The sequence below is a fragment of the Streptomyces sp. NPDC107562 genome (assembly GCF_055657325.1).
Genome location: NZ_JBVKBE010000013.1, coordinates 64,009 through 89,059 on the forward strand (window position 1 = coordinate 64,009; position 25,051 = coordinate 89,059).

Consider the following 25,051-nt stretch of genomic DNA (forward strand, 5'->3'; position numbering starts at 1 on the left):
GCTCAGAGCGAACCGTCCGTCGCCTTGCCGTTGCCCCACTCCACGTGGGGTCCTTCGAACGGGGCCGCGTGCCGCGCGGGATGAGCCGCGGCACCGAGGACGAACACGTCCTCCGCGCGGTCGAGCACACCCCCGGAGGGGTCGTCCTCACCGTCGCGGCGCACCACGTCCCGGTCCGGCATGAGGATGTCGCGCACGACGAGGACGCACAGGTACAGGGTCCCCAGCAGGTGTACGGCGATCGCCCAGTGATAGCCGTCGGTCGGCAGTCCCTTGTGGGCGTCCCCGCTGGTCGTGTACGCGAGGTACATCCAGATCCCCAGGAAGTACGCCACTTCGCACGCCTGCCAGATCAGGAAGTCCCGCCACTTCGGCCGGGCCAGCGCGGCCAGCGGGACCAGCCACAGGACGTACTGCGGTGAGTAGACCTTGTTGGTGAGGATGAACGCCGCGACGATCAGGAAGGCCAGCTGGGCGAAGCGCGGACGGCGCGGCGCGGTGAGGGTGAGTGCCGCGACGCCGACGCAGCACAGCAGCATCAGAAGCGTGGCGAGGGTGTTGACCGTCTCGGTGCTGAGCGGGTCGCTGGAGTTCTGCACCAGGATCAGCCAGAAGGATCCGAAGTCGACACCCCGCTCCTGGCTGAACGTGTAGAACTTCGACCAGCCCTCGAAGGCGAAGAGCATCACCGGCAGGTTCACGACCAGCCAGGCGACGCCCGCACCCGCCAGTGCCTTGCCGAAGTCCCGCCACTTGCCGGCACGCCAGCACAGCACGAACAGCGGCCCCAGCAGGAAGAGCGGATAGAGCTTGGCAGCCGTGGCGAGGCCCAGGAGCACGCCGAAGGCGACGGAACGGCCCCGGGCCCACATCAGCATCGCCGCGGCCGTCAGAGCGACCGCCAGCAGATCCCAGTTGATGGTGGCGGTCAGTGCGAAGGCGGGTGCCAGGGCGACCAGCAGACCGTCCCAGGGCCGGCGCGCGTGCGTCCGGGTCACACAGACGGCGATGACGGCCACGCAGACCATCAGCATCCCGGTGTTGACCATCCAGTACCACTGCTGCTGGTCCTGGATGCTGCCGCTGCCGGGCGTGATCCAGGCCGCGACCTCCATGAACACACCGGTCAGCACCGGGTACTCGAGGTACTCCATGTCGCCGGGGAGCCGGTCGAAGTACGGCACCAGCCCCTCGGAGAAGCCGCGCCCGCTGTACAGGTGCGGAATGTCCGAGTAGCAGGCGTGCGTGTACTGCGAACTGGCTCCGTAGAACCAGGCACCGTCGTAGCAGGGTGCCTTCTGGACCAGCCCGAGGACGAAGACACCGATCGCCACGAGCACGATCACCCGCACCGGGGTCCACCAGGACGTCCCGAGCAGGGCGCGCCGCCCGAGGGGACCGCCGATCAGCTCACTGCCACGCGCGGCGACCTCGTCGACCCTGGTGGGCCGCACCGGGTCGGGCTCGCGCTCGCTCGCTTGCGTCGTCTGTGCACTGGGCATGGGGCACATCCTGCCGTACGTGTCCGGGAATACGACGAGGGCCGCCGCACCTGTCAGGTGCGGCGGCCCTCGTTTCACGTGAAACAACGATCCGGTTTCACGTGAAACACCCACGATGGGCGATACGTCGGCTACTCGTCCGGGCCTCCGAAGAGCCCGCCCTGGCCGCCGCCGTTGTTGTTACCGCCGCCGTTGTTGTTGCCGCCGTCCTCGTCCGTCTCACTGGGTGAGGGCGACGTCGTCACTCCGCCGTCGGTTCCACCCGCGTCCGTCCCTCCGGGCCCGGTGCCACCGGTCTCCTCACAGTCCCAGTCGAAGGGACGGCAGGTCTCGGTCACCGAGGGCGAGGGAAGGACCTCGGACTCCGTGGGCGTCGGGGTGGGCGACGGGCTCTCCTCCTCGGTCTCGGTGACCGAGGGAGTCGGCGTCGGGATCGGGTCCTCGTTGAGCACCTCACCGATGGGCTCGGGAACGGGGAACTTCACGACCGGCTTGCCCTTGAGCGCCAGCTCCATGTAGTCGTGCCAGATCTCGGACGGGAACGAGGCACCGTGAATCGACTCCTGACCACCGGTGCCGTACATCTCCAGGAACGTACGGTTCTTGATGTTCTCGTCGTCGGGGTAGCGGAACATGCTGATCGCGGTGGACAGCTGCGGGGTGTAGCCGACGAACCAGGCCGACTTGTTGCCGTCGGTCGTACCGGTCTTGCCGGCCACCTCCCGGCCCGTGAGCTGGGCGTTGGTGCCCGTTCCGTCCTCGACCACGGTCTTCAGCACGTCGGTGACGTTGTCGGCGACCTTGGAGCTGAAGGCCTGCTTGGCCGACGTCTCGTGCTCGAAGAGCGTGCCGTCCTTGTCGGTGACCTTCTGGACGGAGTACGGGTCGCGCTGCTTGCCGCTGGCGGCGAAGGTGGCGTACGAGCCCGCCATGCGGATCGCGCTGGGGTCGGAGATGCCCAGGGAGAACGACGGGTAGTCGATGCCCGCCAGGCTGCTCTCCAGGACGCCCGAGTCGGTGGCGGCCTCCTTGACCTTGTCCAGGCCGACGTCCATGCCGAGCTGCACATAGGCCGAGTTCACCGAGAACTGCATCGCCTCCCGGAGGTCGATCTTGTGGTTCGGTGCGTCGCCGTAGGTCTCGTCACCGTCGTTGACCTGCAGCCACTCCTTGCCCTTGTCGTCGTGCCAGACGGACTTGTCGTAGTTCTTGATCTTGAGCTTGTTCTTGCCGCTGTACAGGCTCTTGGGGGAGACGACGGTCCGCTCGTCCTGGGCCTGGGTCGGCCCGAGGTCGGGATCGCGGACGCCCCACTTCATGGCCGCCGCGAGCACGAACGGCTTGAACGTCGATCCGACCTGGGCGCCGGTCTCGTTGGCGTTGTTGGTGAAGTGCTTGGTCGCGTCCTCACCGCCGTAGATCGCCACGATGGCGCCGGTGGCCGGATCCACGGAAGCGCCGCCGAACTGGACGTGTGTGTCCTTCTCGGGCCGCTTCTTGGGATCGATGTTGGCCTTCTGGACCTTCTTGACCGACTTCTCGAGCGCGTCGATCTTCTTCTTGTCGAAGGTCGTCTTGATCGTGAGACCGCCCTCCCGGAGCTTGCGCTCGGTGACGCCGGTCTTCTCGCTGTTGTTGACCAGGTAGCCGTTCGCGAGGTCGACCAGGTAACCGATCTGCCCGCTCAGGGCCCGGTTGGCCCGGGGGTTCTCGACCTTGGGGAGCTTGGTGTGCTTGGCCCGCTCCGCGGCGTCCAGATGGCCGTACTCGACCATCTTGTCCAGCGTGTCCTGCTGCTGCCGCAGAGCCCGCCGCTTGTTGGCTTCCTCGGTGGCGGCGGGGTCGATGGACGTCGCGCCGGCCGGGTCGTAGTAGGTGGCGCCCTTGAGCATGGCCGCCAGGAAGGCGCACTCGCCCGCGTCCAGGTCGATGGCGTCCTTGTTGAAGTACGCCCGGGCCGCGGCCTGGATACCGAAGGCGCTGCGCCCGTAGTACGCGGTGTTGAGGTAGCCCTCCATGATCTGGTCCTTGGGGACGGAGGCGCCCACCTTGATGGAGACGAAGAGCTCCTTGAACTTACGCGTGGCCGTCTGGGACTGGTCGTCCAGCATGGCGTTCTTGACGTACTGCTGGGTGATGGTCGAACCACCCTGCGTCTCGCCGCCCCGAGCCATGTTGAACACCGCGCGGCCGATGCCCTTGGGGTCGATGCCGCTGTCCGTCTCGAAGGTCTTGTTCTCCTGCGAGATGACCGCGTTCCGCATGTCCTTGGGGATCTGCGACAGATTGATGATCTGCCGGTTCGTCTCCCCGCCCGTGGACACCATCTCGGAGCCGTCGGCCCAGTAGTAGACGTTGTTCTGCGCCCTGGCCGTCTCGGCGACGTTGGGCACACCCACCATGGCGTACCCGATGCCCGCGACGGCGATCATGCTGCCGAAGAAGCCCAGGCACAGGCCGGAGAAGAGTTTCCAGGAGGGGGTCCAGCGGCGCCAGCCGTCGCGGCCGGCGCGCGGATAGTCGATGATCCGCTTCTTGTCGGAGGCGGCACGCCCACGACCCGGTCCGGTCGCGGCGGCGCGTCGGCCGCCGCCCCGTCCGGGCTCTGCTGCTCTGCGGCGACTGCCACCACTCCTCTGTGCCGCGCGCCGGGCCTCGGCGCGACCGCTGTACGGCCGCTCCTCGCCTCCCGGCCCAGAGGATTCCGACGCGTACGCGTCGGAAGGAGACCCGGTGGCGCCTCGCGGTGCCGCACGGCGGCCGGAGGACGAACCGGACTGGCCGCGTCGGGCCGCGGCACGTCCGCCTCCCTGCGGCTGCTGCGGTTTGCGACGGTGCTCGCTCATCGAACGACTACTCCTAGGGCAGGCGCACCCTGGCGCGCCTGGAAACGGCGGCTGGTTTCCGGTCCCCCCGAAGTACGGATGTGGTCGGTTCCTCATTCACCCGTACTGCACCGGGGACAAGGACGCCCCCGGAGGCAACTTGGTTCCCGGTGGTGTGCATGCCGCACAGACTACGCAGCTCCAAAACGCGCCTAGTCCTGAAGTTCACCCCAAAACAGGCAACTTGCTTCCTACGAATCAGTGATGTGACGCCGTTCACGATTCCCCCTCTTGTCGCATTCAAGGAGGCGTTCTATCGTGCTGATGTATCGAGTCGATACATCAGCTCGGCATAGAGACCGTGACGGCACGACCGCTGCAGAGAGGGGGCGACCATGAGCCGACGTTCCGGGATCCTTGAGTTCGCCGTACTCGGCCTGCTCCGCGAATCCCCGATGCACGGCTACGAGCTGCGCAAACGGCTCAATACGTCACTGGGTGTGTTCCGGGCGTTCAGCTACGGGACGCTTTACCCCTGCCTCAAGACGCTGGTCGCCAACGGCTGGTTGATCGAGGAGCCGGGAAACACCACCGAGGACGCCCTCGCCGCTCCCCTGGCCGGACGTCGCGCCAAGATCGTCTACAGGTTGACGGCGGACGGTAAGGAGCACTTCGAGGAGCTGCTCGCCCAGACGGGCCCGGACGCGTACGAGGACGAGACCTTCGCCGCCCGGTTCGCCTTCTTCGGCCAGACCTCTCGTGACGTACGCATGCGCGTGCTGGAGGGCCGCCGCAGCCGGCTGGAGGAGCGCCTGGAGAAGATGCGCGCCTCCCTCGCCCGCACCCGGGAGCGACTCGACGACTACACGCTTGAGCTCCAGCGCCATGGGATGGAGTCCGTGGAGCGCGAGGTGCGCTGGCTGAACGAGCTCATCGAGAGCGAGCGGGCCGGGCGGGACCTTCACGGTTCCGCCACCGGGGGGTCCGCTCAGCAGGACACCACATCTGGAGCGTCGGGCGACCTGCCCCGGCCCGGGGACACCACCCGGCCGGATTCGCCCGACGACACCGCCACGTGAGGCCCCCGTCAGGGCCTCACCGAATACACACAGGGAGCAACCGGAATGGGTTCGGTTCGCGTAGCCGTCGTCGGCGTGGGCAACTGCGCCGCGTCGCTGGTGCAGGGAGTCGAGTACTACAAGGACGCCGACCCGGCGTCCAAGGTCCCCGGCCTGATGCACGTCCAGTTCGGCGACTACCACGTCCGTGACGTGGAGTTCGTCGCCGCGTTCGATGTCGACGCGAAGAAGGTCGGTCTCGACCTCGCGGACGCCATCGGCGCCTCGGAGAACAACACCATCAAGATCTGCGACGTTCCGAGCACGGGCGTGACCGTCCAGCGCGGCCACACCCTGGACGGTCTCGGCAAGTACTACCGCCTGACCATCGAGGAGTCCGCCGAGGAGCCGGTCGACGTCGTCCAGATCCTCAAGGACAAGCAGGTCGACGTACTCGTCTGCTACCTGCCCGTCGGCTCCGAGGACGCGGCGAAGTTCTACGCCCAGTGCGCCATCGACGCCAAGGTCGCCTTCGTCAACGCCCTCCCGGTCTTCATCGCCGGCACCAAGGAGTGGGCGGACAAGTTCACCGAGGCCGGTGTCCCGATCGTCGGCGACGACATCAAGTCCCAGGTCGGCGCCACCATCACGCACCGCGTGATGGCGAAGCTGTTCGAGGACCGGGGCGTCATCCTGGACCGCACGATGCAGCTGAACGTCGGCGGCAACATGGACTTCAAGAACATGCTCGAGCGTGAGCGCCTGGAGTCCAAGAAGATCTCCAAGACGCAGGCCGTCACCTCGCAGATCCCCGACCGGGACCTCGGCGAGAAGAACGTCCACATCGGCCCGTCCGACTACGTCGCCTGGCTCGACGACCGCAAGTGGGCCTACGTCCGCCTGGAGGGCCGTGCCTTCGGTGACGTCCCGCTGAACCTGGAGTACAAGCTCGAGGTCTGGGACTCCCCGAACTCGGCCGGTGTCATCATCGACGCCCTGCGCGCCGCGAAGATCGCCAAGGACCGCGGCATCGGTGGCCCGATCCTCTCCGCGTCGAGCTACTTCATGAAGTCCCCGCCGGTGCAGTACTTCGACGACGTGGCCCGCGAGAACGTCGAGAAGTTCATCAAGGGCGAGGTCGAGCGCTAAGGCTCTCCCTTCACGGGCAGAGGGTCCCCGAGGCAGTGTGCCCGGGGGCCCTCCCCGTATGTGAGGCTGTGCCCATGGCCGTCGTACGCGATCTACGCGTCCTGCTCCGCTTCCGGAACTTCCGGCGCCTGCTCGCCGTGCGACTGCTGTCCCAGGGCGCCGACGGCGTGTACCAGGTCGGCCTCGCCACCTACGTCGTCTTCTCCCCGGAGCGGCAGACCTCGCCCGTGGAGATCGCCTCGGCCATGGCGGTACTGCTCCTTCCCTACTCCCTGGTGGGCCCCTTCGCCGGTGTCCTGCTGGACCGCTGGCGCCGCCGCCAGGTCTTTCTGTACGGCAACCTGCTGCGCGCCCTGCTGGCGTCGGCGACGGCGCTCCTGATGGTCAGCCAGGTCCCGGACTGGCTCTTCTACGTCTCCGCCCTGTGCGTCACTGCCGTCAACCGGTTCGTCCTCGCGGGCCTGTCCGCGGCGCTGCCCCGCGTCGTCGACGAGGACCGCCTGGTGATGGCCAATTCCCTCTCCCCGACGGCCGGGACGCTCGCCGCGACCGCCGGCGGCGGCCTCGCCTTCCTCGTACGGCTGGTGTTCGCGGACTCGGACGCCGCCGTGGTGCTGGTCGGCGCCGGGCTGTACCTCTGCTCGGCGCTGGCGTCCCTGCGGATCGGGCGCGAACTGCTGGGCCCCGACCACACCCTGGTGCCCCGTCGCCTGGGGGCTGCGCTCAGCGGCACCGCCCGCGATCTCGTGGCGGGCCTGCGTCATCTCGCCGCTCCCGCACGGCGGGAGGCCGCCTGGGCACTGGTGTCGATGACGCTGATGCGGTTCTGCTACGGCGCCCTGACAGTCATGCTGCTGATGCTCTGCCGATACGCCTTCAGCGCGAACACGGACGACGGACTCGCCCTGCTGGGGCTGGTCGTGGGTGTTTCGGGCGCCGGCTTCTTCGTGGCGGCGGTGCTGACGCCGTGGGCGGCCGGCCGGTTCGGTCCCGGGCGCTGGATCGTGCTCTGCGCGGCCTTCGCCGCCGTCCTGGAGCCCGCGCTCGGCCTGCCCTTCGCCATCGGGCCGACGCTCGTCGCCGCCTTCGTCCTGGGCCTCACCACCCAGGGCGCGAAGATCTCCACGGACACGCTGGTGCAGTCGGCGGTCGACGACGGCTTCCGCGGCCGGGTCTTCTCGCTCTACGACGTCCTGTTCAACGTCGCCTTCGTCGCCGCCGCCGGCGTGGCCGCCCTGATGCTGCCGCCGGACGGACGCTCGGTGCCCCTCGTTCTGACGGTGGCGGTGATCTACGGGTTGATTGCGGCGACTATGGCCCGCTTTGCGCGCCAGTAAGTGTCACATCAAAGACACAGAGTCACTCCTGGCCGCCGAGTTGTCAGTGCGGCGCTGTAACTTACGTGCGTCTTATGCGCGGGGGGCTGCTCCCACGCTTCTCACGTCTACGTTTCCAGGGGGACCCCCAAGTGACCACTCCGCCGCCTCAGGGCAATCCGTACGCGCAGGGCCAGCAGCCCCAGGGCCAGAATCCCTTCGCCCAGGGCCAGAACCCCTACGCGCAGGGCCAGCCCCCGCAGCCCGGATTCCCGCAGCAGGGCGGCCCGTACGCGCCGGTCCCGCCGGAGCAGCCGCGCCGCAAGCTGGGCTTCAAGCAGATCAAGAACATCGTGGTGGGTGTCGTGGTCGCCGGTGTCGTGATCGGCGGCTTCATAGCCAGCCGCGACGACGCCAACACCGCGTCGGTCGGCGACTGCATGAGCATCTCCAACCCGGACAGCATCACCGACCCGGACCTGGAGGTCGTGGACTGCGGCGACGCCAAGGCGGCGTTCAAGGTCGCCGACAAGAAGGACGGCACGTCGGAAGGGTGCGACCGCACCAAGTACAGCGAGTACACCGAGACGGGTGGCAGCAGCGACTTCACGCTGTGCCTGGAGGAGCTCTCGGCCCAGTAAGAACCTGGGAACAGACGAAGAGGGGCGATGTTTCACGTGAAACATCGCCCCTCTTCGTTCCTGGAGGCCTCCTGAAGACCCTGTGGCGGGCCTATGTTTCACGTGAAACATAGGCCCGTTTCACGGTCTCAGCTCTGCTCGGCCCACCACTCCTTGAGTGCCGCGACCGCCTCGTCGTGTCCCATCGGGCCGTTTTCCAGACGGAGTTCCAGCATGTGCTTGTAGGCGCGGCCGACCGCTGGGCCCGGCTTGACGTCCAGGATCTCCATGATCTGGTTGCCGTCGAGGTCGGGGCGGATGGCGTCCAGCTCCTCCTTCTCCTGGAGCTCGGAGATGCGCTCCTCCAGGCCGTCGTACGCCCGCGACAGCGCCGCGGCCTTGCGCCTGTTGCGCGTGGTGCAGTCCGAGCGGGTCAGCTTGTGGAGCCGGTCGAGAAGGGGCCCCGCGTCCCGGACGTAGCGACGGACGGCGGAGTCGGTCCACTCGCCGGTGCCGTACCCGTGGAAGCGGAGGTGGAGCTCGACCAGACGCGAGACGTCCCTCACGAGATCGTTCGAGTACTTGAGTGCCGTCATCCGCTTCTTGGTCATCTTCGCGCCGACCACCTCGTGGTGGTGGAACGAGACCCGGCCGTCCTTCTCGAAGCGACGTGTCCTCGGCTTGCCGATGTCGTGGAGCAGAGCGGCCAGCCGAAGGGTCAGGTCCGGGCCCTCCTCCTCCAGCTCCATCGCCTGCTCCAGGACGATCAGCGTGTGGTCGTAGACGTCCTTGTGGCGGTGGTGCTCGTCACTCTCCAGCCGCAGGGCCGGCAGCTCCGGCAGCACATGCTCGGCGAGCCCGGTGTCGACCAGCAGCCTCAGGCCCTTGCGCGGGTGCCGGGAGAGGATCAGCTTGTTCAGCTCCTCCCGGATCCGCTCGGCCGAGACGATCTCCAGACGACCCGCCATCTCCCGCATCGCCGTGACGACCTCGGGCGCGACAGCGAAGTCGAGCTGGGCCGCGAAGCGCGCCGCGCGCATCATCCGCAGCGGGTCGTCCGAGAAGGACTCCTCGGGGGTGCCCGGCGTGCGCAGCACCCGCGCCGCGAGATCGTCGCGACCGCCGTACGGATCGATGAACTCCTTCTCCGGCAGCGCGACGGCCATCGCGTTCACGGTGAAGTCACGCCGGACGAGATCCTCGTCGATGGAGTCGCCGTAGGAGACCTCGGGCTTGCGCGAGGTGCGGTCGTAGGCCTCCGAGCGATAGGTCGTGACCTCGATCTGGAAGCCGTCCTTCTGGGCACCGACCGTGCCGAAGGCGATACCGACGTCCCACACGGAGTCCGCCCACGGCCGGACGATCTTCAGCACGTCCTCGGGGCGGGCGTCGGTGGTGAAGTCGAGATCGTTGCCGAGCCGTCCGAGCAGTGCGTCCCGGACCGATCCGCCGACCAGGGCGAGTGAGAACCCGGCCTCCTGGAAGCGGCGGCCGAGGTCGTCGGCGACAGGCGCGACCCGCAGCGGCTCACTCGTCGCATGGGGCGGCACCTGACTCAGGGCACGGGTGTCTTCGTTGGCGTTCGGCACAACAGAACAGGGTACGTGGCCCGCACCACCGCGAGCGTCTCGATTAAGAGCGTGCGAACACCCGCCCCGATCCGGCACAAGACCAGCCCTCACGACGTTCGGAAGTGTTCCTCTTCATAGGCGCACATAGGGGGACAGCGGACCCGGCTCCCCCGATCTTGTGGACCGGACCGCGGCACTTCCCCTCAGCGGGCATCGTTACCATGCGTGGACGCACATCCGACGACCACTGACGACGACGAGGGACGGGCAAGCGCGTGGCCGAGGCGGCAGACTTCCAGGGGACGAGTCCCTCAGCTGCCCGCCGGTGGCTGAGGCGCACCGGAGCGTTGCTGGCCGGGGCGCCGCTGCTGGCGGGCTTCTTCCAGCTGCCCGCCGCCCCTGCCGCGCACGCCGCCGGCCAGGACTCCGCACAGCAGGTCTCCGGCTCCCGCACCGTGTCCGTCGCCCTCGACTCGCTCAGCCCCAGCGCGCCCACCGGTGGCGACATCCTGACGATCTCCGGCACGGTGACCAACAAGGGCAAGCAGCCGATCACCGACGCCCATGTGGACCTGCGCACCGGACCGGAGATCGACACCCGCTCGTCGATCGACAGCGTCGCCAAGCGCACCGGGCTTTCCCCGGACTCCGACGGCACCCAGATCGACGACACCTACCGTCAGGACTTCGCGAGCCTCACCCCGGGCGTCGCCCAGCGCTTCGACATCGCCGTGCCCGTCGACGAGCTCGACCTCGGCGACGCCGGGGTCTACCAGCTCGGCGTCACCCTCTCGGGAGAGACCGCCGCACAGCCCTGGGACCAGGTGCTGGGCATCCAGCGGACGTTCCTGCCCTGGCAGCCCGAAGAGGCCGACACGAAGACCAGGACGACGTTCCTGTGGCCGCTGATCTCGACGGCCCACATGACGGCGGAGACGGGTTCGAACGAGCAGCAGACGCCGGTCTTCCGCACCGACGAACTGGCCAAGGAGATCTCCCGGGGCGGCCGCCTGGAGCAGCTCGTCTCGCTGGGCAGGAACCTCGACGTCACCTGGGTGATCGACCCTGACCTCCTGGCCTCCGTCGACGCGATGGCGCGCGGCTACCGCGTCCAGAGCGAGGGCGACGCCACCGCTCCGGGCAGGCAGCAGGCGGTCGCCAAGCAGTGGCTGGCCGACCTGCAGAAGGCGGTGGCGGACAAGGAGGTCGTCGCCCTGCCCTACGCCGACCCCGACCTCGCCTCCCTCGCCCACAACGGCACGAACGTCACCGGCTCGCTGAGCCGCCTCAAGGAGGCCACGGACGTCGTCGCCAACACGGTGGAGCCGATCCTCCATGTGAAGCCGAACACGGACTTCGCGTGGCCCGTCGAGGGGGCTGTCGATCCGTCGATCGTGAAGGTCGCCACCTCCGCCGGCGCTGACAAAGTGATCGCCCGAAGCGACAGCCTGGAAGAGACCGGCGCGCTGTCGTACACGCCGTCCGCGGCGCGTCCCATCGGCGGCGGCACCACGGCGGTGGTCGCGGACACGCGGCTCTCCAGGGCCTTCGAGGGCGATCTGACGCGGGCCTCCGCGAAGACGCTGTCCGTGCAGCGCTTCCTCGCCCAGAGCCTCGCTCTGAACCTCCAGACGAACCAGCAGCGCAGCATCGTCGTCGCCCCGCAGCGCATGCCGACCGCGAGCCAGGCCCAGGCCATGGCCGAGGCGATCTCGTCGCTGCAGACCGGCGGCTGGAGCGAGGCGCAGAACCTGAGCGCGGCCGCGAAGGCCAAGCCGGACCCCGCGGCCGCCACGAAGGTGCCGTCGGCCTCCGAGTACCCCTCCGGCCTGCGCAAGCAGGAGCTGCCGCGCTGGGCCTTCGACCAGATCGCGCGGACGCAGGCCAAGCTCGACAGCTTCCGGGTCATCCTCACCGACCAGTCCCGCGTGGTGACCCCCTTCGGCAGGGCCATAAACCGCGAAATGTCGACGTCCTGGCGTGGCCGGGCCACCGAGGCCCAGAACTACCGGGACGGCGTGGAGGACTACCTGGACGGCCTCGCCGCGGGGGTCACGCTGATCGACAAGTCGGAGACCAAGCTTTCCGGCCGCAGCGCCACGATCCCGGTGACCGTCCAGAACAACCTGGTGCAGGACGTGGACCACCTGGTCCTGCGACTCACCTCGACCAGTCCTACCCGGCTCGAGTTCGGCGGGACCGGCTATGCCGAGCAGCCCGTCACCGTCTCGGGCGGACACAGCCAGTCGGTGAAGTTCGGCACATCGGCCAACGCCAACGGCCGGGTGACCGTGAAGGCCCAGCTGTTCACCAAGGACGGCAAGGCCTACGGGCCGCCCAAGTACTTCGACGTGAAGGTCACCGAGATCACCGCGACGGTGATGCTGGTCATCGGCGGCGGCGTCCTGCTCCTTGTCCTCGCCGGATTCCGGATGTACACCCAGCGCAAGCGGGCGGCCTCCCGGGAGGCCGCCGAAGAGGGCGAGGAGAGCACGGACCCGTCCGGCGAGCCAGACGAGGCCCCGCAGAACCCCGAGGACCCCGCGGAGCGTCTCCAGGAGGAGTCCGGCTCCCGGCCGGGGGCAGGCGACCCGGAGCAGCCGAGTGACCCTGGGCCAAACACCCCAGCGGAAAGCGCCGACCCGTCCGGGACGGGTGAGAGAGTGGACCGTTGACATGTCGTGGCCGGTGGGCCCGGGACGATGAGGTGGGGTAACCATGAACGCGCCGTACGACGGTGACCGCGGCCAGGCCGCGGGCAGCTCGGGGCACCCCGAGGGTCCGCCGCCCGAGCGCGGCCAGGTGCCGCCGCAGCACCCCGCGGACATGTACCTCCAGGACGCCTACGAGCAGGACCCCTACCGGTCGCAGGACCTGGCCGCCCAGGACCCGGTCACCGAGGCGCTCTACGACCGCGCCGCACACCCCCCGCCGCCGCCGGGGACGTACCCGCCGCCGCAGCAGCTGTACGCGCAGCCGCCGCAGTCGCCGTACGCCCCCGACCCGCGCGTGTGGGCCCAGACTCCGGCCCCCGAGCCGGCGGGCCCCACGCAACACCTGCCGTACGGCGACGACCCGCGCACGACCCAGTACGTGGGCGTGGACGACCTGGTGACCGAGGCCGGTGACCAGCGTCACGAGCCCGACGCCTTCGCCCACCTGTTCCGGGACCAGCAGCAGACCGGCGCCCGCCCGCCGATGGACTACGCGGGCGTGCCGGGTCCGGCCGCGGCGCCCGGTCAGTACGAGGGGGCGCACGGCCAGGAGGGCCAGTACGGCGGTCCCCAGGCTCCCGCAGGGCAGTACCAGGCGCCCACGCCGCGGCACGCCGCCGAGCCGGCCCCCGCCACCCCTCCGGCCGCTCCCGCCGCTCCGGCCGCTCCGGCGAAGAGCGGACGGGCCGCGGGGCTGCTGAAGTCGAGCGCGGTGATGGCGGCGGGCACGATGGTGTCCCGCCTCACCGGGTTCATCCGGTCGGCGATGATCGTCTCGGCGCTCGGCGTCGGCCTGCTCGGCGACACCTTCCAGGTCGCGTACCAGCTGCCGACCATGATCTACATCCTGACGGTCGGCGGCGGACTCAACTCGGTCTTCGTGCCGCAGCTCGTGCGCGCCATGAAGGAGGACGACGACGGCGGCGAGGCCTACGCGAACAGGCTGCTGACGCTCGTCATGGTGGCGCTCGGCGCGCTCACCGTGCTCTCGTTCCTCGGCGCGCCCCTGCTGATCCGCATGCTGTCCGGCGCGGTGGCCAGCGATCCCGCGGCCAACGAGGTCGGCGTCACCTTCGTGCGCTTCTTCCTGCCCTCGATCTTCTTCATGGGCATCCACGTCGTGATGGGGCAGATCCTGAACGCGCGTGGCCGGTTCGGCGCGATGATGTGGACCCCGGTCCTGAACAACATCGTCATCATCACCACGCTCGGCATGTTCCTCTGGGTCTACGGCACGGCCGAGCGCTCGGGGATGAAGGTCACGAACATCCCGCCGGAGGGCGAGCGGCTCCTCGGTGTCGGTGTGCTGCTCGGTCTGGTCGTCCAGGCTCTCGCGATGATCCCGTACCTGCGCGAGACCGGCTTCCGGATCCGGCTGCGGTTCGACTGGAAGGGCCACGGCCTCGGCAAGGCGGTCACCCTCGCCAAGTGGACCGTCCTGTTCGTCCTCGCGAACCAGGCGGGCGCCATCGTCGTCTCCCAGCTGTCCACGGCGGCCGGCAAGGACTCACCCGTCGACGGCACCGGCTTCGCGGCCTACGCCAACGCCCAGCTGATCTGGGGCCTCCCGCAGGCCATCATCACCGTCTCCCTGATGGCCGCCCTGCTGCCCCGCCTCGCGCGCTCCGCGGCGGAGCAGGACACCGGCGCCGTCCGTGACGACATCTCCCAGGGCCTGCGGACGACGGCGGTGGCGATCGTGCCCATCGCCTTCGGCTTCCTCGCGCTCGGCATCCCGATGTGCACGCTGATGTTCGGCTCCTCGGGCAGCAGCGAGGCCACCAACATGGGCTTCATGCTCATGGCCTTCGGCCTCGGGCTGATCCCCTACTCCGTGCAGTACGTCGTCCTGCGGGCCTTCTACGCCTACGAGGACACCCGCACCCCCTTCTACAACACGGTGATCGTGGCCGCCGTCAACGCCGGTGCGTCCGCCCTCTGTTACTTCGTGCTCCCCTCCCGCTGGGCCGTCGTCGGCATGGCCGCCTCCTACGGCCTCGCCTACGTGATCGGCGTCGGTGTCGCCTGGCACCGGCTGAGCAAGCGGTTGGGCGGCGACCTCGACGGCGCCCGCGTCATGCGGACGTACGCGCGCTTGAGCATCGCCTCGGTACCCGCCGCACTGCTGAGCGGCGCGGCCTGCTACTACATCTCCAAGGCACTCGGACAGGGTGTCGCCGGATCGCTCGCCGCGCTGGTCGCCGGCGGGGCCGTCCTGCTGGGCGTCTTCTACGTCGCCGCCCGGCGGATGCGCATCGAGGAGCTGAACTCGCTCGTCGGTATGGTCCGGGGGCGTCTGGGCCGCTGAATCGGGGGGTACGCGCACAACCATCGTCCGCCATCGCGTGTCGTGCATAGCGGCGGACTGTGGGCACAATTGGTTTCGGCGTCGGACGGCGCGCAACGGAGTTCGCCGGCGCGCTATGAATGGGGAGGCGGGAACGACGGTGGCGGAACGGAGCACGGCTGCCGTCGACGTGGCAGACAACAGCGGCGACGAGCCGCTGACCGCCAAGGCGGACCAGTCCACGGCCGACGGGGTGGCCAAGAACCCGGAGCGGGACACGGAACACAACCAGGCACAGGGGAGTGGGGGGACCGAGAGTCCCGGAGCCAAGGGTGCATCGCCCGAACTGCACAGCGGTCACAAGCTCGCCAGACGCTACCGGCTCGAGGACTGTGTCACCCGTCTGGACGGATTCAGCAGTTGGCGCGCGTTCGACGAGAAGCTGCGCCGCGCCGTCGGCGTGCACGTCCTGCCGGCCGACCACACACGGGCCCGGGCGGTGCTGGCCGCGGCCCGCTCGTCCGCCCTGCTCGGCGACCCGCGCTTCGTCCAGGTGCTGGACGCCGTCGAGGAGAACGACCTCGTCTACGTCGTGCACGAGTGGCTGCCGGACGCCACGGAGCTCACCACGCTCCTGTCCGCCGGCCCGCTGGAGCCGCACGACGCCTACCAGATGGTCAGTCAGGTCTCCGCCGCCATGGCCGCCGCCCACCGCGAGGGCCTCGCCCATCTCCGGCTGAACCCCAACGCCATCCTGCGCACCTCCACCGGACAGTGGCGCATCCGCGGCCTCGCCGTGAACGCCGCGCTGCGTGGCATCAGTTCCGACACCCCGCAGCGCACCGACACCGAGGCGATCGGCGCCCTGCTGTACGCGTCGCTGGTGCAGCGCTGGCCCTACGAGAGCGACGCCTACGGTCTCTCGGGCCTGCCCAAGGACGTCGGCCTCATCCCACCGGACCAGGTGCGCGCCGGCGTCCACCGCGGACTGTCGGAGCTCGCCATGCGCGCGCTCGCCAACGACGGCGCGACCGCCTCGCGGCACGAGTCCCCGTGCACGACGCCGGAGGAGCTGGGCAAGGCGATCGGGGAGATGCCCCGCATCCGGCCGCCGGAGCCCGCGTTCGGCGCGCCGTCGGACTACCAGCGCACCACGTACCAACAGGGCACGTACGGCCGCACCTCCTCGCACCCCGGCGCCACCCAGCCGGTGGCGTCCCCGCCGCCCCCGCTGCAGAGCCGTACTGGCAAGGCCCTGAAGTGGGCCGTCTCCGCGCTCCTCATCGCCGCGCTGGGACTGGGCAGCTGGCAGCTCGCGGACGCGCTGATGGAACGCGGCAACCAGTCGGACGACCCCAACAAGTCGCAGACGACGGACGGGAACGAGAAGGGCTCCACGGAGGACAAGGTCACGGCCAAGCCGCTCACCATAGAGGGGGCCCAGGAGTACGTCGCCAGCGGCGAGGCCCAGGCGGCCGCCGACGTCGGACTCACCTACGACGGCGACAGCTCGACGTACTGGCGTACCAGGCGCTACAACGACGGCCCGGAGCTGGCTCCCTACAAGCCCGGTGTGGGCATCGTCTACGACCTCGGCTCCGCCCAGCAGATCTCGGCCGCGTCGATAGGGCTCCGGTACGCGGGTGACCACACGACGGTCCACCTCTACGCGACCGACTCGCTGACCCCCTCGACCGGGGTCGACGGAATGCAGGAGATCGGAACCGCTACGTCCAGCGGCACCTCTGTGAGCGTGAAGGCGTCGAAGTCGGTGAAGACGCAGTACGTGCTGCTGTGGATCACGGCAGTGCCCAACGCGCCCTCCGACGGTTACAGCGGCAGCGGCTACAAGCAGGCCGTGACCGATGTGAAGTTCACGGGCTGACGTCTCACCGAGGGGAGAGGGGGTCCGATGGCGGAGGGCGCCGGGTACGAGACGGCCAGCGACCAGGATCTGCTCGCCCGCCACGTGGAGGGCGACCCCGATGCCTTCGGTGAGATAGTGCGGCGGCACCGCGACCGTCTCTGGGCAGTCGCGCTGCGCACACTGGGCGACCGCGAGGAAGCCGCTGACGCCGTCCAGGACGCTCTTGTCTCCGCCTATCGGGCCGCCCACACCTTCCGCGGCCAGTCGGCCGTCACCACCTGGCTGCACCGCATCACGGTGAACGCCTGCCTCGACCGGGCCCGCAAGGCGGCGTCACGTAAGACGTCCCCGGTCGACGACACCGAGCGGCTGGAGCAGCTGCTGGAGCCGCACGAGTCGGCGTCCGCGCCCGCCGAGCGCAACGACCTGCACCGCCAGCTCCTCGAAGCGCTCGGCACCCTTCCCCACGACCAGCGGGCGGCCCTCGTCCTGGTCGACATGCAGGGCTACCCCGTCGCCGAGGCCGCCCGCGTCCTGGACGTCCCGACCGGCACGGTGAAGAGCCGTTGTGCCCGCGGCAGAGCCAGACTCCTGCCGCTGCTCACCCATCTGCGACCGGGGAGCACCGGCGAGGGCGAAGAGCCGGCCGCCGGACGGAACCGGGCGGAGGGGACATCCGTCCCACCGGCAGCGGGCCCGCACGACGCGGGTCCAGGCAATGCAGGGCCAGGCGACTCAGCTGCTGTGAAGGGCGGAGGTGGGCGAGCGTGACTTCCACGACGGACACGGCCGGGCACCCGGACGTCTCGGAGATCTCCGACCTCACCGAGGGACTGCTTCCACCCGACCGGACAGCGGATGTACGACGCCACCTGGACGAGTGCGAGCTCTGCGCGGACGTCTTCGCCTCGCTGGAGGAGATCCGCGGCATGCTCGGCACCCTGCCAGGCCCCTCCCGCATGCCCACCGACGTCGCCGAACGGATCGACGCCGCCCTCGCCGCGGAGGCGCTGCTCGACGCCACAGCTCCCGACACCGCAGACACTGCTCCCGATACGGCGAACACCACCGCACCCGTCGCGGCGGCCGCTACGGGCGAGGGCGTGGATGTTTCACGTGAAACGTCGCCTCCCGCCACCCGCCCCTCGGGTCGCGCCCGCACCTCCACCACCGGTCCGGGCCGCAAGGAACGCAAGCCCGGCAGGCGCCGCAAGGTGGCCGTTCTGGGAGCCGTCCTCTCGGTCGGCGCTCTGGGACTGGCGTCCCTCCTCGTGTCCTCGATGGACGGCGACCACGGCACCACCGCCGAGGGGCACCACTCCACGGCTCCAGACACCTTCGCCGCGAGCCGGCTGGAGAAGCAGGTCACGGATCTTCTGGCCACGAACGAATCCGGTGGCACCTCCCGCACGCCCCGCGAGAGGGGTGCGGACCCGAACGTCGTCTCCGAAGGCCCCCGCGTCCTCACCAAGCCCGCGGTCCCCGTCCCTGAGTGCGTGCAGAACGGCATCGGTCGCGACGACGACGCCCTGGCGACCGAGCCCGGCACGTACAAGGGGACGACGGCTCTGCTCGTCGTCATGCCCGACACCGTGAACCCCGCACAGGTGACGGCCTACCTCGTGGATGCCACGTGTGTGGAGCAGTCCCCCAAGGGGTCGGCCGAGGTGTTCCTGAAGCAGTCCTACACGCATCCCTGAGAGAGCCGGCGCTCCTGAGGGCAAGCCGTTCCGAGAAGGCACGCCCACCCCTCGCCTGGCCCGTTCTCCCACGGGGTATCCGCTCCTGTGACGGCACTCCGTGTGCCCGGGCACAGCGGGAATGCGAGCCCCTTAGGATCCGTTGGGTGGGGTGAGAGTCCGCCGAGGTCTCCCACCGGTCGAAGACGCAGTCCAGAGACGAGGAATCAAGCCGTGAGCGACGTCCGTAACGTGATCATCATCGGCTCCGGGCCCGCCGGCTACACGGCGGCGCTCTACACCGCGCGCGCGTCGTTGAAGCCACTGGTGTTCGAGGGAGCCGTCACCGCCGGCGGCGCCCTGATGAACACCACGGAGGTCGAGAACTTCCCCGGCTTCCAGGACGGCATCATGGGCCCCGAGCTCATGGACAACATGCGCGCCCAGGCGGAGCGCTTCGGTGCCGAGCTCGTTCCGGACGACGTCGTCTCCGTCGACCTGACCGGTGAGATCAAGACCGTCACCGACACCGCCGGCACGGTGCACCGTGCGAAGGCCGTGATCGTCAGCACGGGCTCCCAGCACCGCAAGCTGGGCCTGCCGAACGAGGACGCGCTGTCCGGCCGCGGTGTCTCCTGGTGTGCCACATGTGACGGCTTCTTCTTCAAGGATCAGGACATCGCCGTGATCGGCGGCGGTGACACCGCCATGGAGGAGGCCACCTTCCTCTCGCGTTTCGCGAAGTCCGTGACGATCGTCCACCGCCGGGACACCCTGCGCGCCTCCAAGGCGATGCAGGAGCGTGCCTTCGCCGACCCGAAGATCACGTTCGTCTGGGACAGCGAGATCGCGGAGATCCAGGGCGATCCGAAGCTCGCCGGCCTGAAGCTGCGCAACGTCAAGACCGGTGAACTCTCGGACCTGCCGGTGACCGGTCTCTTCATCGCCATCGGCCACGACCCGCGCACCGAGCTCTTCAAGGGCCAGCTGGAGCTGGACGAGGAGGGCTACCTCAAGGTCGAGGCCCCCTCGACGCGGACGAACCTGACCGGTGTCTTCGGAGCCGGAGACGTGGTGGACCACACCTACCGCCAGGCCATCACCGCGGCCGGCACCGGTTGCTCCGCCGCCCTGGACGCCGAGCGCTTCCTCGCCGCCCTCGCGGACGAAGAGAAGGCCGAACCCGAGAAGACCACTGTCTGATCCCCTCCCCACCCCCACGCACCAACCAGTTAAGGAGCCCGCCGTGGCCGGCACCCTGAAGAATGTGACCGACGATTCCTTCGAGCAGGACGTCCTCAAGAGCGACAAGCCCGTCCTGGTGGACTTCTGGGCCGCCTGGTGCGGACCGTGCCGCCAGATCGCGCCGTCCCTGGAGGCGATCGCCGCCGAGTACGGCGAGAAGATCGAGATCGTCAAGCTGAACATCGACGAGAACCCGGGCACGGCGGCCAAGTACGGTGTCATGTCGATCCCGACCCTGAACGTCTACCAGGGCGGCGAGGTCGCCAAGACCATCGTCGGCGCCAAGCCGAAGGCCGCGCTTCTGCGTGACCTTGAGGACTTCATCGCCGAGTAGCGGACTGCGCCGTCGCGTCGGCGGCGTATGTTTCACGTGAAACACGAATGGGCCAACCCCCTCGGGTTGGCCCATTCGTTTGCCGTCGGGCCCGGGGTGAAGCGGGCTACAGCGGTCGCAGCGCCGGCTCCTTCTGGACCGCGCCGAGCAACCGATCCAGTGCCATCTCGACGTCCTCCTTCCAGGAGAGAGTCGTCCGCAGCTCCAGCCGCATACGCGGGTAGGCGGGATGCGGCCGGACCGTCTTGAAGCCCACCGCCAGCAGATGATCTGCGGGAAGCACACAGGCGGGTTCCTTCCAGCGCGCGTCCCCGAACGCCTCGATCGCCTTGAAGCCCCGCCGCAGCAGGTCCTTGGCGACCGTCTGGACCATCACCCGCCCAAGCCCCTGACCCTGATACCCGGGGACGATGAACGCGGTCATCAGCTGCACCGCGTCGGGCGACACAGGGCTGGTGGGGAACGCCGTCGAACGCGGCACATAGGCCGGAGGCGCGTAGAGCACGAAACCTACCGGCACGTCGTCGACGTAGACGACCCGGCCGCAGGAGCCCCACTCCAGCAGGACGGCCGAGATCCAGGCTTCCTTCTCGTCGGCGGCGGTGCCTGCCTTTACCGCGGCCTCGCCGCTGACCGGGTCGAGTTCCCAGAAGACACACGTGCGGCAGCGCCGGGGAAGGTCCGGAAGGTTGTCCAGCGTGAGCGGTACGAGCCGACGCCCCATGAAGGCTGTTCCTCGCTTCCCTCGCTCGCGGCATCACGAGCGGCAGTCAGAGCACTCCGTTCCCTGAGCAGGCTGCCGACGAACCCGCCGACCGCCCCCAGGCCCAGTCCCGCGCTCAGCAGTCCGGCCCGGCTCATCGTTCGCATGGCCCCGCCTCCCCATAGACGTACCGCAGACGTACTGCCAGGTGGATGCGCCATACCCGATCGCATCGTATCCATGAAGCGATTCCATCGATACCGCCAGAAAGCAAAGTGCGGGCCGTGTTCCGGTACACACCGGACACGACCCGCACGAGCGGTCACCGAGCGGGACCATGTCGCCGCCCGGGGCCTCAGTCCTCCGTCTCCTCGGCGTCGCCGCCGTCCAGGAGACTCTTCTGCAGGACGGGGCCCTCACCCGGGGCCAGCGAGCCGAGGATCCGCTCCAGGTCCTCCATGGAGGCGAACTCCACGGTGATCTTGCCCTTCTTCTGACCGAGGTCGACCTTGACCCGTGTCTCGAAGCGGTCCGACAGCCGCGTCGCGAGGTCGGTCAGCGCCGGGGAGACCCGGGCACCGGCCCGCGGCCCCTTGGAGCGCTGGGCCGTCGTCGGCCGCGATCCCATGAGGGTCACGATCTCCTCGACCGCGCGCACCGAGAGACCCTCCGCCACGATCCGGTGGGCCAGCCGGTCCTGCTCCTCCGAGTCCTCCACGGAGAGCAGGGCGCGGGCGTGTCCGGCGGACAGCACGCCTGCCGCCACCCTCCGCTGCACCGCCGGCGAAAGCTTCAGCAGACGCAGGGTGTTGGATACCTGCGGACGGGACCGGCCGATCCGGTCGGCCAGCTGGTCGTGGGTGCAGTTGAAGTCCTTCAGCAGCTGGTCGTAGGCGGCGGCCTCTTCCAGCGGGTTCAGCTGCGCCCGGTGCAGGTTCTCCAGCAGGGCGTCGAGGAGAAGCTTCTCGTCGTCCGTGGCACGGACGATCGCCGGGATGGCTTCCAGGCCCGCCTCACGACAGGCTCGCCAGCGCCGCTCGCCCATGATGAGCTCGTAGCGCGAGGGCCCCAGCTGACGTACTACGACGGGCTGGAGAAGGCCGACCTCCTGGATGGAGGTGACGAGCTCCTGGAGCGCGTCCTCGTCGAAGACCTCACGGGGCTGACGCGGGTTGGGTGTGATGGAGTCGAGCGGCAGCTCGGCGAAGTGGGCGCCCATGGGAGGTGCGGGCATGTCCACCGCGTCGTCCATCGGCGGCTCTTCGGTTTCACGTGAAACAGGCGGCAGTGTGGCCACCTTGGCCGCGGCCACCCCGCGGTCGGACGTCAGCACCGGTACCGCGGCGGGAGACGCGGATGCGGCACCTCCCACAGCCGCCTGGGCCGGCGTCCTCTCGGTCGGGGCCGCAGGGATCAGTGCCCCGAGTCCACGGCCCAGTCCCCTCCGTCGCTCGCTCACTGGATCCCCTCCACCATGCTGTGGTCGCTCTGGGCGCCGATATGGGCGTGCGTCGCGTCATAGCTGACGCCGACACCCCTCAGCGCGATTTCTCGTGCCGCCTCCAGATAGGAGAGGGCACCACTCGAACCTGGATCGTAGGTCAGGACCGTCTGCCCGTAGCTCGGCGCCTCGGAGATACGGACCGAGCGCGGGATGCTCGTCCTCAGCACCTCGTCACCGAAGTGGCTACGCACCTCGTCGGCGACCTGGGACGCGAGGCGCGTCCGGCCGTCGTACATGGTGAGCAGAATCGTCGAGACGTGCAGTGCGGGGTTGAGGTGCCCCCGCACCAGGTCGACGTTACGCAGGAGCTGACCCAGCCCCTCCAGCGCGTAGTACTCGCACTGGATCGGGATGAGGACCTCCTGGCCCGCCACAAGGGCGTTGACCGTCAGCAGGCCCAGCGAGGGCGGGCAGTCGATCAGGATGTAGTCCAGCGGCTGTTCGTATGCCTGAATCGCTCGCTCGAGACGGCTCTCGCGCGCCACCAGGGACACCAGCTCGATCTCCGCACCGGCGAGATCGATCGTGGCGGGGGCGCAGAAGAGACCCTCGACGTCGGGGACCGGCTGGACGACCTCCGAGAGCGGCTTGCTCTCGACCAGCACGTCATAGATCGAGGGAACCTCGGCGTGATGGTCGATCCCCAGAGCGGTGGACGCGTTGCCCTGCGGGTCGAGGTCGATCACCAGGACGCGACCGCCGTGCAGAGCCAGCGAAGCGGCCAGGTTGACGGTCGTCGTCGTCTTGCCCACCCCACCCTTCTGGTTGGCGACCACGATGACACGGGTCTGTTCAGGTCTCGGCAGACCCTCCCCGGCCCGGCCCAGAGCCTCGACCGCCAGTTGGGCAGCACGACCGATGGGAGTGTCGTCCATCGGGGGCGGTGTTTCACGTGAAACATCCTCCCCCGGCGACTCGGTACGGGGACCGGGGACCGGATCGGTCATCGGTCCCGCGATGTTGGCGTCGGACCGCAAGGATTCACTCTCCTCGACTTCAGGCTCGCAATGAACAGAGCCTCCCATGCCTTCGGGGTCGTGAACCAGTGAGGCCTGTTGTTCTGTGGAGAAATCCACCTCTGTGGACAACTCCGGACCCCCTGAGGGGGGCGGAGCGTCATCGGAAACGGCCGGAGCCTCGCCGAGTGAACCGAGGGGCTTGCGGTCTCGGGGTTCGGCCGCGGCCCGGCCGCGGCTGATAATGCCGTGCAGCAGTGAGCGACGTTTCACGTGAAACACGATGCACAGCAGCCGTGACCGGACTGTCGCGACACTCCGGGTCGCATAGGTTTGGCAGCTTGTGTGGAGTACGTCTCGTCCTCAGGACGGATCAGCGGCGCCGGCGTACCCGTCCGGTCCGCGCGGCCTTCGCCCGCTTGGCGGCGAACCGCACACCGCCAGGGCTCTCCCCGACCTCGACCCGTACGACGGTGGACTGGGGATCCACGACACCTTCACCCACATGCAGGATGGAAGTGCCCACCGCCCCGAGCTTGGTCAGCGCGGTACCCGCTGCCTTGAGCTCCTCCTCCGCGGTGTCGCCCTTGAGCGCGAGCATCTCGCCGTAGGGACGCAGCAGCGGAATACCCCAGGTGGCCAGCCGGTCCAGCGGGGCCACCGCCCGTGCCGTCACCACATGCACCGGGGGGAGCGTGCCCATGACCTCCTCGGCGCGACCGCGTACGACGGTGACATGGTCGAGGCCGAGCAGCTCGACGACCTCGGTGAGGAAGTTCGTCCGGCGCAGCAGGGGCTCCAGCAGCGTGATCTTGAGGTCCTCGCGGACCAGGGCCAGCGGGATGCCCGGCAGACCGGCGCCCGAGCCGACATCGCAGACCGTGACGGCCTCGGGGACGACCTCCGAGAGAACCGCACAGTTCAGCAGATGCCGCTCCCACAGGCGGGGCACCTCCCGAGGGCCGATGAGCCCTCGCTGTACGCCTGCCTCGGCCAACAGCTCCGCGTACCGGACCGCGTCCGCGAAGCGATCGCCGAATACCGCACGGGCTTCCTCGGGAGCGGGGGGGAGCTCCGCTGCCTCCGTCACGGGGACCGTCCTTCCGTACCCTCCAGCGCTCGCGCGCTGACTACCAGGCTGACAAAGATCGGCCCCGCCTGCGCAACAGACGGGGCCGGTGAAGCGTGGGACCGCTCAGGCGGGCAGCACGACGACGAAGCGCTGCGGCTCCTCGCCCTCGGACTCGCTGCGCAGCCCCGCGGCCTTGACGGCGTCGTGCACGACCTTGCGCTCGAACGGCGTCATCGGCTTGAGCTTCACGGGCTCGCCGCTGTTCCTGACCTCGGTGGCGGCCTTGGCGCCCAGCTCGGAGAGCTCGGAGCGCTTCTGGGCGCGGTAGCCCGCGATGTCCAGCATCAGCCGGCTGCGGTCACCGGTCTCCCGGTGCACGGCCAGGCGCGTGAGCTCCTGGAGAGCCTCCAGCACCTCACCGTCCCGGCCGACCAGCTTCTGCAGGTCACGGCCACCCGCGTCACTGATGATCGAGACAGCGGCGCGGTCACTCTCGACGTCCATGTCGATGTCGCCGTCGAGATCGGCGATGTCCAGCAGGCCTTCGAGGTAGTCCGCCGCGATCTCGCCCTCCTGCTCCAGGCGGGTCAGGGTGTCTGCACCCTCGGCAGCGGCGGAGGTGGTGCCTTCCGTCACGGGATGGACTCCT

19 protein-coding genes are annotated in these 25,051 nt (G+C 69.1%); 11 read left to right on the plus strand and 8 right to left on the minus strand.

The window, feature by feature from the left end:
* Nucleotides 1-2 precede the first annotated feature (2 nt).
* Nucleotides 3-1,502: a glycosyltransferase family 87 protein gene (locus ACZ7LV_RS29500; protein WP_471943702.1), complete on the minus strand. Its 1,500-nt coding sequence runs from the start codon at nt 1,500-1,502 to the stop codon at nt 3-5.
* Nucleotides 1,503-1,633: 131 nt separating this feature from the next.
* Nucleotides 1,634-4,348, minus strand: a complete 2,715-nt coding sequence (locus tag ACZ7LV_RS29505; protein WP_471943704.1) for a transglycosylase domain-containing protein — start codon at nt 4,346-4,348, stop codon at nt 1,634-1,636.
* Between the two features lie 374 nt (nt 4,349-4,722).
* Between ACZ7LV_RS29505 and ACZ7LV_RS29510 the strand changes: the two genes are divergently transcribed.
* The 4 genes from ACZ7LV_RS29510 to ACZ7LV_RS29525 all read left to right on the plus strand — a co-directional run bounded on the left by ACZ7LV_RS29510 (nt 4,723) and on the right by ACZ7LV_RS29525 (nt 8,491).
* Nucleotides 4,723-5,406, plus strand: coding sequence for a PadR family transcriptional regulator (locus ACZ7LV_RS29510; protein ID WP_471943705.1), 684 nt, complete (start codon nt 4,723-4,725; stop codon nt 5,404-5,406).
* Between the two features lie 45 nt (nt 5,407-5,451).
* Nucleotides 5,452-6,534 carry an inositol-3-phosphate synthase gene (locus ACZ7LV_RS29515; protein WP_471943707.1) on the plus strand — a complete coding sequence of 361 codons (1,083 nt, stop codon included), beginning with the start codon at nt 5,452-5,454 and terminating at the stop codon, nt 6,532-6,534.
* Nucleotides 6,535-6,608: 74 nt separating this feature from the next.
* Nucleotides 6,609-7,871, plus strand: a complete 1,263-nt coding sequence (locus ACZ7LV_RS29520; RefSeq protein WP_471943708.1) for an MFS transporter — start codon at nt 6,609-6,611, stop codon at nt 7,869-7,871.
* A gap of 131 nt (nt 7,872-8,002) precedes the next feature.
* Nucleotides 8,003-8,491, plus strand: a complete 489-nt coding sequence (locus tag ACZ7LV_RS29525; RefSeq protein ID WP_471943710.1) for an LppU/SCO3897 family protein — start codon at nt 8,003-8,005, stop codon at nt 8,489-8,491.
* Nucleotides 8,492-8,619: 128 nt separating this feature from the next.
* Here the strand turns inward: ACZ7LV_RS29525 and ACZ7LV_RS29530 are convergent, their stop codons facing one another.
* A complete protein-coding gene (locus ACZ7LV_RS29530) occupies nt 8,620-10,059 on the minus strand; it encodes a CCA tRNA nucleotidyltransferase (protein WP_471943712.1) in 1,440 nt (479 codons plus the stop codon).
* A 257-nt stretch (nt 10,060-10,316) separates the two neighbouring features.
* On the opposite strand from ACZ7LV_RS29530, the gene ACZ7LV_RS29535 reads away from it, so the two are divergent.
* The 7 genes from ACZ7LV_RS29535 to trxA all read left to right on the plus strand — a co-directional run bounded on the left by ACZ7LV_RS29535 (nt 10,317) and on the right by trxA (nt 20,167).
* Nucleotides 10,317-12,716, plus strand: coding sequence for a DUF6049 family protein (locus tag ACZ7LV_RS29535; protein WP_471943714.1), 2,400 nt, complete (start codon nt 10,317-10,319; stop codon nt 12,714-12,716).
* A 43-nt stretch (nt 12,717-12,759) separates the two neighbouring features.
* The gene (gene murJ / locus ACZ7LV_RS29540; RefSeq protein WP_471943716.1) at nt 12,760-15,063 is read left to right on the plus strand and encodes a murein biosynthesis integral membrane protein MurJ; all 2,304 of its coding nucleotides are present in this window, start codon (nt 12,760-12,762) and stop codon (nt 15,061-15,063) included.
* A gap of 139 nt (nt 15,064-15,202) precedes the next feature.
* Entirely contained in the window at nt 15,203-16,927 is a 1,725-nt protein-coding gene (locus ACZ7LV_RS29545) for a protein kinase family protein (RefSeq protein WP_471943718.1), read from the plus strand.
* Between the two features lie 27 nt (nt 16,928-16,954).
* Nucleotides 16,955-17,680, plus strand: a complete 726-nt coding sequence (gene sigM, locus ACZ7LV_RS29550) for an RNA polymerase sigma factor SigM (protein WP_471943720.1) — start codon at nt 16,955-16,957, stop codon at nt 17,678-17,680.
* Nucleotides 17,677-18,609, plus strand: a complete 933-nt coding sequence (locus ACZ7LV_RS29555; protein WP_471943722.1) for an anti-sigma factor family protein — start codon at nt 17,677-17,679, stop codon at nt 18,607-18,609. Before sigM ends, ACZ7LV_RS29555 begins: the two co-directional genes overlap by 4 nt.
* A gap of 213 nt (nt 18,610-18,822) precedes the next feature.
* Nucleotides 18,823-19,791, plus strand: coding sequence for a thioredoxin-disulfide reductase (gene trxB / locus ACZ7LV_RS29560; RefSeq protein WP_401675040.1), 969 nt, complete (start codon nt 18,823-18,825; stop codon nt 19,789-19,791).
* A gap of 43 nt (nt 19,792-19,834) precedes the next feature.
* Nucleotides 19,835-20,167 (plus strand): thioredoxin, encoded by a 333-nt coding sequence (gene trxA, locus ACZ7LV_RS29565; protein ID WP_401675042.1) that lies wholly within the window; start codon nt 19,835-19,837, stop codon nt 20,165-20,167.
* 106 nt (nt 20,168-20,273) lie between these two features.
* On the opposite strand, the gene ACZ7LV_RS29570 is transcribed toward trxA, so the two are convergent.
* The 5 genes from ACZ7LV_RS29570 to ACZ7LV_RS29590 all read right to left on the minus strand — a co-directional run bounded on the left by ACZ7LV_RS29570 (nt 20,274) and on the right by ACZ7LV_RS29590 (nt 25,038).
* Nucleotides 20,274-20,891: a GNAT family N-acetyltransferase gene (locus tag ACZ7LV_RS29570; RefSeq protein WP_401675044.1), complete on the minus strand. Its 618-nt coding sequence runs from the start codon at nt 20,889-20,891 to the stop codon at nt 20,274-20,276.
* 334 nt (nt 20,892-21,225) lie between these two features.
* Complete coding sequence (locus ACZ7LV_RS29575; protein ID WP_471943724.1) at nt 21,226-22,329, minus strand: ParB/RepB/Spo0J family partition protein; 1,104 nt, start codon at nt 22,327-22,329, stop codon at nt 21,226-21,228.
* A complete protein-coding gene (locus ACZ7LV_RS29580) occupies nt 22,326-23,399 on the minus strand; it encodes a ParA family protein (RefSeq protein ID WP_401675048.1) in 1,074 nt (357 codons plus the stop codon). Before ACZ7LV_RS29580 ends, ACZ7LV_RS29575 begins: the two co-directional genes overlap by 4 nt.
* A gap of 304 nt (nt 23,400-23,703) precedes the next feature.
* Nucleotides 23,704-24,420, minus strand: coding sequence for a 16S rRNA (guanine(527)-N(7))-methyltransferase RsmG (gene rsmG / locus ACZ7LV_RS29585; protein ID WP_401675051.1), 717 nt, complete (start codon nt 24,418-24,420; stop codon nt 23,704-23,706).
* A 105-nt stretch (nt 24,421-24,525) separates the two neighbouring features.
* The gene (locus ACZ7LV_RS29590) at nt 24,526-25,038 is read right to left on the minus strand and encodes a Jag family protein (protein WP_471943726.1); all 513 of its coding nucleotides are present in this window, start codon (nt 25,036-25,038) and stop codon (nt 24,526-24,528) included.
* Nucleotides 25,039-25,051 lie beyond the last annotated feature (13 nt).